Origin of the sequence: Actinomadura napierensis (assembly GCF_039529375.1) — a bacterium.
GTDB classification, from domain to species: Bacteria; Actinomycetota; Actinomycetes; order Streptosporangiales; family Streptosporangiaceae; genus Spirillospora; species Spirillospora napierensis.
The window spans coordinates 1-13475 of the sequence record NZ_BAAAMR010000083.1; the positions used below are offsets into that span (position 1 = coordinate 1).

The 13475-nt window shown below is 72.4% G+C and carries 13 protein-coding genes and 1 pseudogene; 6 read left to right on the plus strand and 8 right to left on the minus strand.

The window, feature by feature from the left end; translation table 11 throughout:
• Nucleotides 1–148 precede the first annotated feature (148 nt).
• Entirely contained in the window at nt 149–367 is a 219-nt protein-coding gene (locus tag ABD296_RS35100) for a DUF2277 domain-containing protein (protein WP_344277455.1), read from the plus strand.
• A 10-nt stretch (nt 368–377) separates the two neighbouring features.
• On the opposite strand, the gene ABD296_RS35105 is transcribed toward ABD296_RS35100, so the two are convergent.
• Nucleotides 378–992, minus strand: a complete 615-nt coding sequence (locus ABD296_RS35105) for a hypothetical protein (RefSeq protein ID WP_344277458.1) — start codon at nt 990–992, stop codon at nt 378–380.
• A gap of 107 nt (nt 993–1099) precedes the next feature.
• Nucleotides 1100–2119 (minus strand): aspartate-semialdehyde dehydrogenase, encoded by a 1020-nt coding sequence (locus ABD296_RS35110; protein ID WP_344277461.1) that lies wholly within the window; start codon nt 2117–2119, stop codon nt 1100–1102.
• Nucleotides 2120–2381: 262 nt separating this feature from the next.
• Between ABD296_RS35110 and ABD296_RS35115 the strand changes: the two genes are divergently transcribed.
• On the plus strand, nt 2382–2699 hold the full coding sequence (locus tag ABD296_RS35115) for a PspC domain-containing protein (protein ID WP_344277463.1): 318 nt from the start codon (nt 2382–2384) through the stop codon (nt 2697–2699).
• Nucleotides 2700–2708: 9 nt separating this feature from the next.
• Here ABD296_RS35115 and ABD296_RS35120 read toward each other — a convergent pair whose 3' ends face one another.
• The 3 genes and pseudogenes from ABD296_RS35120 to ABD296_RS35130 all read right to left on the minus strand — a co-directional run.
• Nucleotides 2709–4043 (minus strand): MFS transporter, encoded by a 1335-nt coding sequence (locus ABD296_RS35120; RefSeq protein ID WP_344277466.1) that lies wholly within the window; start codon nt 4041–4043, stop codon nt 2709–2711.
• Between the two features lie 112 nt (nt 4044–4155).
• Nucleotides 4156–4497, minus strand: a complete 342-nt coding sequence (locus ABD296_RS35125) for a metallopeptidase family protein (RefSeq protein ID WP_344277575.1) — start codon at nt 4495–4497, stop codon at nt 4156–4158.
• A 117-nt stretch (nt 4498–4614) separates the two neighbouring features.
• Nucleotides 4615–5337, minus strand: a pseudogene (locus tag ABD296_RS35130) (MFS transporter); the annotation flags it as partial.
• Between the two features lie 339 nt (nt 5338–5676).
• On the opposite strand from ABD296_RS35130, the gene ABD296_RS35135 reads away from it, so the two are divergent.
• Entirely contained in the window at nt 5677–7596 is a 1920-nt protein-coding gene (locus ABD296_RS35135) for a glycoside hydrolase family 3 protein (protein ID WP_344277473.1), read from the plus strand.
• 46 nt (nt 7597–7642) lie between these two features.
• On the opposite strand, the gene ABD296_RS35140 is transcribed toward ABD296_RS35135, so the two are convergent.
• Both ABD296_RS35140 and ABD296_RS35145 read right to left on the minus strand, forming a co-directional pair.
• Nucleotides 7643–8494 carry a helix-turn-helix transcriptional regulator gene (locus ABD296_RS35140; RefSeq protein WP_344277476.1) on the minus strand — a complete coding sequence of 284 codons (852 nt, stop codon included), beginning with the start codon at nt 8492–8494 and terminating at the stop codon, nt 7643–7645.
• 292 nt (nt 8495–8786) lie between these two features.
• Complete coding sequence (locus tag ABD296_RS35145; RefSeq protein WP_344277478.1) at nt 8787–9659, minus strand: DUF72 domain-containing protein; 873 nt, start codon at nt 9657–9659, stop codon at nt 8787–8789.
• A gap of 76 nt (nt 9660–9735) precedes the next feature.
• Here ABD296_RS35145 and ABD296_RS35150 point away from each other — a divergent pair, with 76 nt between their 5' ends.
• The 3 genes from ABD296_RS35150 (at nt 9736) to ABD296_RS35160 (ending at nt 11973) form a co-directional block, all read left to right on the plus strand.
• Nucleotides 9736–10569: a patatin-like phospholipase family protein gene (locus ABD296_RS35150; protein ID WP_344277481.1), complete on the plus strand. Its 834-nt coding sequence runs from the start codon at nt 9736–9738 to the stop codon at nt 10567–10569.
• Between the two features lie 76 nt (nt 10570–10645).
• Nucleotides 10646–11521, plus strand: a complete 876-nt coding sequence (locus tag ABD296_RS35155; protein WP_344277483.1) for a 1-acyl-sn-glycerol-3-phosphate acyltransferase — start codon at nt 10646–10648, stop codon at nt 11519–11521.
• A 50-nt stretch (nt 11522–11571) separates the two neighbouring features.
• Entirely contained in the window at nt 11572–11973 is a 402-nt protein-coding gene (locus tag ABD296_RS35160) for an RNA-binding S4 domain-containing protein (RefSeq protein WP_344277486.1), read from the plus strand.
• Nucleotides 11974–11975: 2 nt separating this feature from the next.
• On the opposite strand, the gene ABD296_RS35165 is transcribed toward ABD296_RS35160, so the two are convergent.
• Nucleotides 11976–13439: an arylsulfotransferase family protein gene (locus ABD296_RS35165; RefSeq protein WP_344277489.1), complete on the minus strand. Its 1464-nt coding sequence runs from the start codon at nt 13437–13439 to the stop codon at nt 11976–11978.
• Between the last annotated feature and the right edge of the window lie 36 nt (nt 13440–13475).

Sequence of the window (13475 nt, forward strand, 5' to 3'; positions counted from 1 at the left end):
CGGGACGGGATCTCGGCCCGTCCCGCGCGGCCCGCCGCCTTACGGGGACCCGCCCCCCGCCGGGCCCCGGCGCCCCCCACCTCTGCTGGGCGCCGGGGCCCCACGCACGTCCGGCGGGACTGTCGGTGCCGCGGGTCACAATAGAGACATGTGCCGCAGCATCAAGACGCTCCGCCCGCCGTTCTCCGAGGACGTGACCGACCAGGACGTCCGGGCCGCAGCGCTCCAGTACGTCCGCAAGATCTCCGGGTTCCGCTCCCCGGCGGCCCACAACGCGGAGGCCTTCGACCGCGCCGTCGAAGAGATCGCCCGCTCCACCGCCGCGCTGCTCGACTCCTTGGAGGTCAAGGGCCGCCGCGCAGGTTGACCGCGCCCGGTCAGTTGTGGCAGGTCTGGCCGGCGAGGTCGAGCGCGAGGGAGGTGACGCGGCCGCCCTTGAGCAGGAGGCTGTAGACGGCGTGCGGGTTGCCCGAGACGGGCGCCGACGAGCCGTTCACGCCGGTGGCCAGCCTCGGGTAGGCCTGCTTGACCTGCGCCAGGGTGGAGCCGACGCCGATCCCCTGCGGGGTGCGCATCCCGCCGACGGCGAAGATCGTCGCGATGCCGAGGCGGGCGGAGTAGTAGACGCCGGCCGAGCCCTTCGGGGTGCGGTGCGTCCGCAGGTCGTAGCCATCGCAGCCGCCGGCCCGGCCGCGCACCTTGCCGACGAGCAGCCCGCTGCCGCGCAGCTGGCCCGCCTTCATGCCGAGCCGGAGCGTGCCGTAGCCGAGCGGGCCGAGGGTGGCGGCGCGGGGCGGGACCGCCGTCTTGCGCGGCGCCGTCCGCTGCCCGCCGCCGCCTCCGAGATCCGGGGTGCTGGTCGCGCCGATCGCCGGCGCCGACACGGCGGCGGTCCCGGCCCCCTTGACGTCCCCGCCGCCTCCGCCGCCGCAGGCCCCCAGCAGCACCACTCCCCCTGCCGCCCCCGCGGTCATGATCATAAAACGCCTCATCCGGGCTCCCCCACGAACAAACGATCACGTGCCGGCAGTCAGACGGGGCCGGCACGTGATCGGTTCAATTCGCCCGGATTTGCCGGACTTATCCGGCTTTGCTTGCGCTACTCGGCGGCGACCAGCTCGGCGATCTGGACGGCGTTGAGCGCGGCGCCCTTGCGCAGGTTGTCGCCCGAGCAGAACAGCGCGAGCCCGTTGTCCACGGTCTCGTCGCGGCGGATCCGGCCGACGTAGGTCGGGTCCTGCCCGGCGGCCTGCAGCGGCGTCGGGACGTCCGCCAGCACCACGCCGGGCGCGCCGGACAGCAGCTCGCTCGCCCGCTCCGGCCCGATCGGACGCTCGAACCGGGCGTTGATCTGCAGCGAGTGCCCGCTGAACACCGGCACCCGCACGCAGGTGCCCGACACCTTCAGGTCCGGGATCTCCAAGATCTTGCGGCTCTCGTTGCGGAGCTTCTGCTCCTCGTCGGTCTCGGCGAGGCCGTCGTCCACGATCGAGCCCGCCATCGGCAGCACGTTGAACGCGATGGGCCGCACGTACACCTGCGGGTCCGGGAACTCGACCGCCGCGCCGTCGTGGGTGAGCCGGTCGGCGTTCTCCACGACCTTGCGCGCCTGCTCGTGCAGCTCCGACACGCCCGCGAGGCCGCTGCCCGACACCGCCTGGTACGTCGACACGACCAGCGCGGCCAGCCCGGCCTCGGCGTGCAGCGGCCGCAGCACCGGCATCGCGGCCATCGTCGTGCAGTTCGGGTTGGCGATGATCCCCTTGGGACGGTCCGTCGCGGCGCGCGGGTTGACCTCCGCGACCACCAGCGGGACGTCCGGGTCCATCCGCCAGGCCGACGAGTTGTCGATCACGACGGCGCCCGCGGCGGCGACCTTCGGCGCCAGCTCCTTGGACGAGCCCTTCCCCGCGGAGAACAGCACGATGTCGAGGCCCGCGTAGTCGGCGGCCGCCGCGTCCTCGACGGTGATCTCGGTGTCGCCCCAGGGCAGCTTCCGCCCGGCCGACCGGGCCGAGGCGAACAGCCGCAGCTCGTCCACCGGGAATCCGCGTTCCGCCAGGATGCGAAGCATCACGCCCCCGACCTGGCCGGTGGCCCCGACGATCCCGATCCTCATGCCGCTCCCTCTGCTCGTCCTGCTCTGCTCGTGCGTCCGTCCCGCTACCTGGGCCGACGAGTCTGCCGAGGGGCGGTCCGGGACGTCCAGTCATTAACCCTTCACACCGACCTTAAGCGCCGCTCAAGGGTCGCGGGTACTGCGCCCAACGTGCCCGCGACCGCGGGGATTCCCCTCGGGGACCGCCTCAGGGGCGCGGGTCAGGGACGAATCAGGGCGGTTCCGGATGTCGCGTTCCCCCGTTGATGGGCATCATCGAGGCATGGACATGAACAAGGGCACCACCGAACGGCGGCTCCGCCGCACCCGCGACGGGCGGATGCTCGCCGGCGTCTGCTCCGGCGCCGCCGAGTTCCTCGGCGTGGAGGCCAACGTCGTCCGGCTCGTTCTGGCCGTCTTCACGGTATTCGGCGGGGCGGGCATCGCGCTCTACGTGATCGCCTGGCTGCTGATCCCCGAGGAGGGCGCCGCGACGTCCGTCGCCGAGGACCTGTTCAAGAAGGCCCAGGACAACCCGAACGTGCAGGACGCGGTCCAGCGCACCAAGGACGCCGTCAACAAGAACCGGACCCACGCCTGATCTGATCGTTCAGGGTGCGGGGGCGGAGCGGCGGATGCCGGGCAGGTCGTCGTCGCGGGACGCGGGGACCTCGACGGGCCCGGCCCGGTCGTTCATGGTGGTGATGACGCCGGAACGGACCTGGTTCCAGGACAGCGACAGCATCGCGGCGACCGACAGCCCCATGACGCCCGCGAGGGCCACCACCGTCTCGGGGCCGAGGACCTGCGTCGCGGCGCCGCCGACCAGGATGCCGATGCCCTGGCCGGCGAGGATGCCGGACTGGGCGAGGCCGAACGCCTGGCCGCGGCCGGCCGCCGGCACGGCCGCGACGAACGCCGCGTTGGCCGCGAGCTGGTACGCGCTGCCCATGCCGGCCATCGCCCACAGGACGACCACGCCCCACAGCGGCGGATGCACGCCGGCGCCGACCAGCGGCAGGCAGGCGGCCATCGACATCCATCCCATCAGCCGCAGCCGGTTCGTCGGGCGGACGAACCGGCTGAACAGGAACGCGCCGAACACCATGCCGGTCGGCATCGCCGACATCAGGACCCCGACCGTCACGGCGCTGTCGTCGAACGTCGCCGCGTACGGTGCCGCGAGCCCCTCCGGGACGACGTAGAACGCGCACAGCCACGCGAACGACACCAGCGACCGCAGCACCGGGTCGCCGAACACCAGGCGCGCCCCGTCCCGCGTGCCGCGCCACAGGCCGAGCGATTCGCGCTCCCGGCGCTTCGGCGCGGCGCGCGGCCGCAGGCCGCCCACCAGGACCACCGCCGACATGCCGAACGTCAGCGCGTCGATGGCGAGCGCCTGGTAGGGCCCGACGACCGCGACGATCGCGCCGCCGGCCAGGAACCCGAGCATCTGCGTGCCCTGGTGGGTCATGTTGTTGATCGCCGACCCCGCCACGTACCGGTCGCCCTCCAGGACGTCCGGCAGGACGGCGGCGCGCGCGGCGGTGAACGGGGTGCCCAGCAGCACGGTCGCGAAGACCAGCAGGCACAGCCCCGCGAACGGCATCGTCACCAGCGCCATCAGGGCGACCAGGCACGCCCGCAGCACGTCGCAGACGATCATGACCGTGCGGCGCGGGAACAGGTCGGCGAGTCCGGACAGCACCGGCCCGCCCACGATCGGCGGCAGGTACGTCAGCGCGTAGGTGACGGCGGTCTGCAACGCGGAGCCGGTGTGCTGGTACACCAGCACGGCCAGCGCCACCTGCGCCAGCTGATCCCCGACGAACGACAGCGCCTGCGCCAGCCAGAGGGCGCGGAACTCACCCACCGCGAACACCTCGCGGTAGGTCGCCTGCTCCTCCGCCGGACGCCGGTGCCGGCCGGTCTGCCTTCCCGCCACGCGCGCTCCAGTTCGGCTCGTCCAGGGGTGGACGACCCTCCTATTAACTCACGCTGCGTGGCAGTTATGTGACCTACCGTGCCCAAATATTGAAACGCGCTGCCGGTCGGGCTCAATACCCCAGCTCGTGGAGCCGGCGGTCATCAATCCCGAAATGATGCGCGATCTCGTGAATCACCGTGATCCGCACCTCCGCCACGACGTCGTCCTCGGTGTCGCAGATCCGGAGGATCTCCCGGCGATAGATCGAAATGTGATCGGGCAGGACGGCCCCGTACCAGTCACCGCGCTCGGTGAGGGGTACGCCTTGGTAAAGGCCCAGCAGGCCGCGCTCGGGTGCGTCATCCTCGACCACGATGACGACGTTGCGCATGTGCGCGGTCAGCTCGGCCGGGATGGTGTCGAGGGCCTCCCCGACCAGCTCCTCGAACGCCTCCCGCGACATCTCGATCACAGTGCCATTCTGCTCGACGGAAGGATGATCGTTGCCTCCCCGGCCGACCGATCTCGCCGCCCGGCTCCGCACCCTCGCCATCCGGCTCCGCACCCTCGCCGCCTGGCCGCCGCGCGCCGCGTCCGCCCGCCGGGTCTCCCGCGCCCGGACGGCGAGCAGCAGCGCGACGGCGGCGAGCAGCAGATGCGGCGCGTACGGCAGGACGGACGGGGCGGGCGCCCACTGGGCGAGGACCCCGGCGACCAGCGGCCCGAGGCCGAACCCGACGCTCATCGCGATCGTGAGCCGGCGCGGCGCGGCCCCCGCCCGGGACGCCGAGAGCTCCTTGATCCAGGCCGATCCGGCGCTGAACGCGGCGCCGCTCGCGATACCGGCGACGAGCCGTCCGGCGAACAGCCAGCCGGCGCCCGTCCCGCCGAGGACCAGCAGGGCCGTGCCGGCCGCGGACACGGCGAGCGCTGGGACGAGCACCCGGCGGCGGCCGTACCGGTCCGACACCGGGCCGCCGAGCAGCAGGCCGGGGACCAGGCCGAGCACGTACATGCCGAAGGTGGCCTGCACGGTCGTCGCGGTGAGGCCGAGCCTCGCGCGGTACATCAGCAGAAGCGGAGCGAACTGCTGCGCGCCCCAGCCCACCGTCGCGACGGCGAGCGCGGCCCGCCACCAGGCCCGTTCGTCCGGGTCGAAGTCGTCCATGGCGCCATGCTCGCCGGCGCGCCGGTCCGGGACGAGCGTCTGGAACGACAAGGTCCGCACAGTTTCGGACGGCCGCGTCCCAGAGCGCCGGGATCGCGGCCGGGTGTGGCCACCGTGCCGGACGGGCCGCCGGCCGGGTGCCATCCCCGGGCAGCGCGAAGCCGGGGCGGGCGTCACGGGTCCCGGCCCCGGTGCGCAGGCTTAATTCAGCCGATGATTTAAAGGGTGAACTTAGTTCCCGTCAAGCCCCCGCGGCCCATCCTCCAACCAAGATCATCCAGGCGGGGCGGGAGGTGCTTGACAGGTGATCAAGGGCGGGGGAGGTTCCTGGTGACGCTGAAGCCCGCCGCAAGGGGTCATGGCCGTCCGGGCGCGCCGTGACCCCGCCCGCTCCGTCGCGGACGTCCCCGTCCGCCGCGGGCGGGGCGGGCGAGCGGCCCTGCCGGGCCGCGCCGCGTCGCCGTCAGCGACCCAGGAGGGACCTTGCGACACCCCCACAGACGAACGGCCACCCGGACCAGGCGTTCACTGATCGCGATCGCGGTCGCCGCCGCCGTCCTGCCCACGGCGGCGGTCGACACCGCGTTCGCGGGCGCGCCCGCCTCCGCGCCCTACCTGAACCCGCGGCTGCCCGTCGCGCAGCGCGTCTCCGACCTGCTCGGCCGGATGACGCCGCAGGAGAAGATCGGCCAGATGACGCAGGCCGAACGCGGCGCCATCGACTCCGACCCGAGCCAGATCACCGCGCTCGGCCTCGGCTCGGTGCTGTCCGGTGGCGGCTCCGTGCCGGCCGACAACACCCCGTCCGGCTGGGCCGACATGGTCGACCGGTACCAGGCGGCCGCGCTGAACACCCGGCTGAAGATCCCGCTGCTGTACGGGATCGACTCGGTGCACGGCGACAACAACCTCGTCGGCGCCACCGTCTTCCCGCACAACAACGCGATGGGCGCCACCCGCGACGCGGACCTCGTCCGCAGGGAAGAGCAGATCACCGCGACCGAGACCCGCGCGACCGGGCCGCAGTGGGTCTTCGCGCCCTGCGTCTGCGTCTCCCGCGACCTGCGCTGGGGCCGCACCTACGAGTCCTTCAGCGAGGACCCGGCCCTGGTCATGAAGATGGAGACGGCCCTCGAAGGGTTCCAGGGCCGGCGCACCAAGGACCTCGCCGACCCGACGCACGTCCTGGCGACCGCCAAGCACTACGCGGGCGACGGCGACACCAAGTTCGGGTCGTCCACCAGCGGGACGTACACGATCGACCAGGGCGTCACCGTCACCGACCGCCGGACGTTCGACCGGATCGACCTCGCGCCCTACGTTCTCGCGGTCAGGAAGTACGGGGTCGGCAGCATCATGCCGTCGTTCTCCAGCGTCGACTGGACCGAGGACGGCGTCGGCAACCCGGTCAAGATGAGCGCCAACAAGGAGCTGCTCACCGACGTCCTCAAGCAGAAGATCGGGTTCGACGGCTTCCTGATCAGCGACTGGGAGGCCATCCACCAGATCCCCGGCGACTACGCCACGCAGGTCCGCACGTCCGTCAACGCGGGCATGGACATGTTCATGGAGCCCTACAGCTCGCCGCAGTTCGAGCAGACGCTCCTCGCCGAGGTGCAGGCCGGACGCGTCCCGATGTCCCGCATCGACGACGCGGTGAGCCGGATCCTGAAGTCCAAGTTCGAACTCGGACTGTTCGAGCACCCGTACACGGACCGGACGAACATCAAGTCCGTCGGCTCGCCCGCGCACCGCGCCGTCGCCCGCGAGGCCGCCGGCAAGTCGCAGGTGCTGCTGAAGAACTCCGGCGACGTGCTGCCGCTGAAGAAGTCCCAGCGCATCTACGTCGCCGGCGTGAACGCCAACGACATGGGCAACCAGGCCGGCGGCTGGACGGTCACCTGGCAGGGCGGCTCCGGCAACACCATCCCGGGGACGACGATCCTGCAGGGCATCCAGCAGAACGCCAAGAACGTCACCTACAGCGCCGACGCGTCCGCGCCGACGGCCGGCAGTGACGTCGGGGTCGTGGTCGTCGGCGAGACCCCGTACGCCGAGGGCGTCGGCGACGTCGGCAACGGCCACACCCTCAACCTGTCCGACGCCGACAAGGCCGCCATCGACAAGGTCTGCTCCGCGATCAAGAAGTGCGTCGTCCTCGACGTCGCCGGGCGCCCGCAGATCGTCACCGACGAGCTGCCGAAGATGGACGCGTTCGTCATGTCGTGGCTGCCGGGCAGCGAGGGCGCCGGGGTGTCCGACACCCTCTTCGGCCACCGCGCCTACACCGGCCGCCTCCCCGTGACGTGGCCGCGCAGCGAGTCCCAGGAGCCGATCAACGTCGGCGACAAGAACTACCACCCGCTGTTCCCCTACGGCTACGGCCTCCGCACCCACCGCTGATCCGGAACCCTCCGGGGCCGGGCACACGCCCGGCGCCGGGGGGCGATCAGCCGCCGGCCATGGCGAGCCGCAGCCGGGCCTCGTCCGCGCTGCCGGGCGCCGCGGACAAGATCACGATCTTGAGCTCGGAGTCGCCGTCGGTCAGCACGTCGCAGTCCACGTCCACCGGGCCGATCCGCGGATGCTCGACCGTCTTGCGGTCCTCGCGGTGGGCAGCCACCGTGCCGCTCGCCCACAGCCGGGCGAACGTCGGATTTCCCGCGACGAGCAGCCGGACCAGCTCGGCCAGGCGCGCGTCACGGGGAAAGCGGCCGGTCGCGCGGCGCAGGTCGGACACGATCGCGAGGTCGGAGCGCTCACTGTCGTGCGCGAGCACCGGCCAGGAGGCGATGCGCGCGTCGTCCGCACCGACCGGGAACCTCTCCCGGGCGAAGTTCCGCAGCTCCGGCGGCCTGGCCGACGGGTCGCCGAGGAGCGCCGCCCAGCCGGGGTTCCACCAGATCATCCGCCAGTCCGCGGCGAACACCGCGACCGCGACGTCCCCGAGCCGGTCCAGCACCCGCCGGACGCCGGACGGCAGGTGGTCGGACACCGGATCGTCGCTCGGGGCGGCCAGCCCGGCCATGCGGTAAAGGTGGTCGCGCTCGGCTCCGGTCAGCTCCAGGGCGCGCGCCAGGGAGGCGACGACCTGGGCCGACGGCGCCGTGGACCGCCCCTGCTCCAGGCGCACCACGTAGTCGACCGACAGCCCGGCCCGCTCGGCGAGCTCCTCGCGGCGCAGCCCGGCCGCGCGCCGGGCCCGCCCCGACGGCGGCCCCGCGACCGGCGGCACCAACCGCTCCCGCCACGCGCGGATCGTCGCCCCCAGCCCGCCCCGCTCTGTCGTCCTCGTCGCCATACCGTCCATCCTGCGCGATCCCCCTCAGTGCCCGAGACCCGCAACCGAGGTCAGGAGCACGTGGAGCGGTGAGGCAGATCGGGCACCGCCCGTCCGGCGAGAACGCGGCGGGCGGCGGGCTGCTGCCGTCCTGGACGGCCACCGCCGCGAGCGGGGGACCCTTGCGCCTGTCGGCCCGTTGGACGTGGTGTCCGCCGCTCAGGTTTATCTCAGCGGCGCTGCGGGTCCATGTAATTGTCCACAGGCTGTGGACGGCGCTTCGGCGGTGGCGTTGTTGCGTGATCTCCGCTGGTCACGATGCTAGAAGGTCGGTGAAGCGGGTGGCGTTGCGTTGGGAATGGTCGGCGCAGCAGTTGTTGAAGACGACGTAGGTCGTTTCGACGCGGTCGGCCAGGTCGCGGATCCGGGGCGCCCAGGAGCGCATCTCGGCTTCGGTGTAGAGGTAGCCGAAGCGTTCGCGGACGTCGGTGGAGTCCCAGCGTTCGCTGTGGCCGTGGAAGCGGACGACGGCCGCGTCGCCGGTCGCCGCGAGGACGGGCGGCATCGAGGACCGGTGGCCCTGCGGCATGTCCACGCCGACGTAGGGAATGCGGTGGCCGGACATGAAGGCGAGCGTCGCGTCGCGGTGCTCGTCGTCCATCCAGGCGGCGTTGCGGAACTCGACGCAGATCGGCATGGGGGCGCAGCGGTCCCGCACCCGGAGGATGCGCTCGCGGTTGCGGTCGCCGGGCGGAAACCAGACCGGGAACTGGAAGAGGAGCAGGCCGAGTTTTCCCGCGTCGTGGAGGGGCTGGAGGGCGCTGAGGAAGCGGTCCCAGACCTCGTTCTCCACGTCCTCCGGAACGTCTTTCAGATAGACGTTCCGTTTGTCCGGGACTTTGTCGCGGAGGTTCTTGTAGAGGGAGCCGGGGCGGGTCGGGTGGCCGGTGAGGAGGGAGAACGCCTTGACGTTGAAGACGAAACCGGGCGGGGTGCGCTCGGCCCAGAGGCGGGCGGTCCGTTCCGCAGGGGGCGCGTAATAGGTGGCGTCCACCTCGACGAGCGGGAACTGGGAGGCGTAGTAGCGCAGGCGGTCCTCGGCGGTCCTGGCCTCCGGCGGGTACCAGCCGGAGGAGAGCAGCGTCTTGTCCGTCCACGAGGCCGTGCCGACCAGGATTCTCCCCATGGCGGGAGGCTATGACTGATCGTGTTGGTTCGTCCGGGCTTCTGGGGGGATGACCGGGGCGTCGAAGGAGGGACGGGTGGCGGAGTCCGGGAAGACGGCGTTCGTGCTGGGCGGCGGTGGCGTGCTCGGCGCGCACGAGGTGGGGATGCTGCGGGCGCTCGAGGAGGCCGGGGTGCGGCCCGACCTGGTGGTGGGGACGTCGATCGGGGCGCTGAACGGGGCGTTCGTCGCGGCGGAGCCGGACACGGCGGTCGGGCGGCTGGCCGGGTTGTGGTCGGACGACGCGGCGCGGGAGGTGTTCGGGGCGCGGGTGTGGGAGCGGCTGTGGACGCTGGCGCGGTCGGGCACGCATCTGCATTCGGCGGAGCCGCTGCTGCGGATGATGGACCAGTTGCTGCCCGCCCGGACGTTCACGGAAATGGCCGTGCCGTTCCAGTGCGTGGCGGCCGGGATCGAGACGGCGATGGCGCACTGGTTCTCCGACGGGCCGGTGATTCCGGCGGTGCTGGCGTCGTGCGCGGCGCCCGGACTGCTGCCGCCGGTGCGCATCGACGGAAGGCATTACTTCGACGGCGGGCTGGTGCACAGCATTCCGGTGGGGCGCGCGGTGGCATTGGGCGCCACGACCATCTACGTTCTGCAGGTAGGGCGGATCGAGCGGGCCCTGGCGCCGCCGCGCAGGCCGTGGGAGGTCGGAATGGTCGCGTTCGAGATCGCGCGGCGGCACCGGTTCTTCGAGGAGATGGCGGCGCTGCCGGACGGGTTGACGGTGCACGTCCTGCCGGCGGGCGGCGAACGGAAGGCGGGGGTGGACTACTCGCAGTTGCGGTACCGGAACGCGTCCGGTATCACGGCGCATATCGAGCGTGCTTACGAGGCGTCGATGAAATACCTCAAAGAACAGGCGTGAAATGGTACCGCCCCCCATTGCCCGGCGGCTGGTTTGCACGCCGGTGCTGCTCTTGCTGACCCTGATTGTCGTCGTTGTGTTTCCGGTCGTCTGGGTGTGCGGCGCGCTGTTCGGACGGAAGCGTAAGAGGGCCGTCCGGTTCCTGTGGTTCGCGCTGGCGTGGGGGACGCGGGAGTCGGCGGCGGTTGCGGAGTGCGCATGGCTGTGGTGCACCGGACGCGGCCACGACGACCGGCATTACGACGTCATCCGCCGCTATGTCGCCGGGCTCTACGGGGTCGCGGGGCGGCGGCTCGGCCTGCGGGTCGAGGACGAGGGGAGCTGGGACGGGACGGGCGCCGACCGGCCGCTGATCGTCCTCAGCCGGCACGCCGGGCCGGGCGACGCGCTGATCCTCGTCCACCACCTGCTCACCGGGTACCGGCGGCGGCCCCGGGTGGTCATGAAGGCGGAGTTGCAGCTCGACCCCTGCATCGACATCGCGGCCAACCGGATGCCGAACGTGTTCGTCGAGCACGGCGGCGCCACCGAGAGCATCGGGCGGCTCGCGGAGGGCCTCGGGCCGCGCGACGCGCTGCTGATCTTCCCGGAGGGCGGCAACTTCTCGCCGGAGCGGCGGCACCGGGCGATCCGGCGGCTGGCGCGCCACGACCGGCCGCGCGAGGTCGCCCGCGCGTCCCGGATGCGGAACCTGATGCCGCCACGCCCCGGCGGCGTCCTCGCCGCGATCGACGCGGCGCCCGGCGCGGACGTCGTGTTCGTCGCGCACGTCGGCCTGGACCGCATGGCCACGGCCGGCGACATCTGGCGGCGGGTCCCGCTGACCGAGCCGGTCCGCGCCCGGTGGTGGCGGATCCCCGCCGAGGACGTCCCCGAAGAACGGGAGGCCCGCATCAACTGGCTGTACGCGCAGTGGGAGCGGGCGGACGCCTGGATCACCGCCCACCGGTGATCGAATAAGCCGTTGACGGGGCACTTCGCGCGGTCAATAGACTCCGGTGCATGGCGGACGAGGGGACGGTGCGGGTCGATCTGTGGATCTGGTCCGTCCGGCTGCTGAAGACCCGGTCGATGGCGACGACCGCGTGCCGCGGCGGGCACGTGCGGGTGAACGACGAGCGCGCCAAGCCGTCCACCGCGGTGAAGATCGGTGACGAGGTGCGGCTGCGGCACGACGGCCGGGAGCGCATCGTCGTGGTGCAGAAGATCGTCCGCAAGCGGGTCGGGGCGGCCGCCGCGGCCGAGTGCCTGATCGACAAGAGCCCGCCCCCGCCGCCGCGCGAGGCGCTGATCCCGGTCGGCCGCCGCGACCGGGGCGCCGGGCGGCCCACCAAGCGCGACCGCCGCGAGCTGGAACGCCTGCGCGCCCTGAACTCCACGCTGGACCGGCCGCCCGGGAGCTGAGGTCAGACGCTCACGGCCTGGACGGCCGACCGGGCGAGGACCCGGCCGTTCGAGGCGAGCGCCTCCGCGACGACGCGCGGCGCGACCGGCATCGTCGCGGCCGTCTCGAACCCGGTCCGCCGGACGCTCGCCGCGGTCGTGAAGCGGGCCGCGTTCGCGTCGGTGAGGAAACGCCACGCCGCGACCTCCGTCGCGCCGTTCCAGCTCGCGTGCACCCGCATCCGCCCGCCCGACACCGACGCGATGGCGACGGACGGCACGGTCCTGGGCTGCGCCGACCAGGGCGCCCGGTACGCCCGGTACGAGCCGGCCCCGGTCATCTCCATGACCGGGCGCCCGTCCGGCCCGAACTCGATCACCGTGGCCGTTGAGCCGTAGCCGACGACCGCGTTGCCGTTCTCGAGCAGCTGCACGTTGCCCATGTACTGCCCGTAGGTCTTGCCGTCGGTGTACTCCCGCAGCAGCGTCGCCTTGCGGGCCTTCTCGTCGATCTTCAGGACGACCCCGCGCGACGCGCCGTCGCCGACGTTGGTGATGTGGTTGTCGAACAGCGTGATCGTGGTGGCGTCGTGGCGGCGGGCGTTGTGCTGCCAGGCGAACGCGGCACGCGACCCGACCGTGAAGTCGCTGCGCCTGCCGCCGAGCCGCCACCGCACCGCACCGGTCCGCCGGTCGATCGAGTACAGCGCGCAGGTGTCGCGCGCGGAGATCAGCAGCGTGTCGCCGTAGGCCTGCACCGAGTTGACGTGGACCGGGTCGAACGTCTTGCCCTTCGTCCCGTCGGTGTCCTTGGTCATCGGCATCTTCGTCTCGGCGATCTCGATGTGGTCGAGCGCGTTCCAGTCGAGCAGCACCTTGCCGGTCTCCACGTCGACCTCCTGGACGTGGCAGCCGTAGACGTGCCCCTCGCGGGGCCCGCCGATCGGCCGCAGGTCCGCGATGACCTCGGGGTAGGCGGTGAGGAGCGCGGTGCCCTGGTCGGTGAGCTGGAACTCGTGCAGGTCGCCCTGCATGCCCTCGCCCGCCCGGACCTCGGCGATCTGCTGGTAGCTCCGGTCGAGGACGATCCCGGTGCCCGCGCCGTGCCCGCCGACGAGCCGCGCGCCCTCCCAGTACGTGAGCGCCGGCTCGCCCTTGTAGGTCTGCACGCGCAGGTCCGTCACGAGGTCCTTCGAGCCGCGGAACCACACCGGCTCGCCGTCGTCGTCGACGATGAGGGCGTCGGCGTAGTCCGTCCCGCGGAACGGCCCGAGGAACACCAGCCCCGCCGCGACCTGCCCGGTCCGGCGGACGGTCACCTTCGGCGGCTGCGTGCCCGGCAGCGTCAGGTAGCCGCTCGGTTCGGCGGCGGTGGCGGCGGTGGCGTCCGAGCCGCCGCCGCGTTCGAGCGTTCCCGCCGCCCCCGCCAACGCCGCCCCACCGGCCAGCACCGTCCCCACCAGAAACCCGCGACGCGACAATCCCATACCTGACGGTCTATGGGGCGAACCTGGGCACTTGCT

What these genes read in the sequence shown, in the direction of transcription:
- ABD296_RS35165 (WP_344277489.1), bottom strand. Translation starts at nt 13,439, where the DNA reads ATGGGATTGTCGCGTCGCGGGTTTCTGGTGGGGACGGTGCTGGCCGGT.
- ABD296_RS35145 (WP_344277478.1), bottom strand. Translation starts at nt 9,659, where the DNA reads ATGGGGAGAATCCTGGTCGGCACGGCCTCGTGGACGGACAAGACGCTG.
- ABD296_RS35105 (WP_344277458.1), bottom strand. Translation starts at nt 992, where the DNA reads ATGAGGCGTTTTATGATCATGACCGCGGGGGCGGCAGGGGGAGTGGTG.
- ABD296_RS35115 (WP_344277463.1), top strand. Translation starts at nt 2,382, where the DNA reads ATGGACATGAACAAGGGCACCACCGAACGGCGGCTCCGCCGCACCCGC.
- ABD296_RS35110 (WP_344277461.1), bottom strand. Translation starts at nt 2,119, where the DNA reads ATGAGGATCGGGATCGTCGGGGCCACCGGCCAGGTCGGGGGCGTGATG.
- ABD296_RS35140 (WP_344277476.1), bottom strand. Translation starts at nt 8,494, where the DNA reads ATGGCGACGAGGACGACAGAGCGGGGCGGGCTGGGGGCGACGATCCGC.
- ABD296_RS35100 (WP_344277455.1), top strand. Translation starts at nt 149, where the DNA reads ATGTGCCGCAGCATCAAGACGCTCCGCCCGCCGTTCTCCGAGGACGTG.
- ABD296_RS35160 (WP_344277486.1), top strand. Translation starts at nt 11,572, where the DNA reads ATGGCGGACGAGGGGACGGTGCGGGTCGATCTGTGGATCTGGTCCGTC.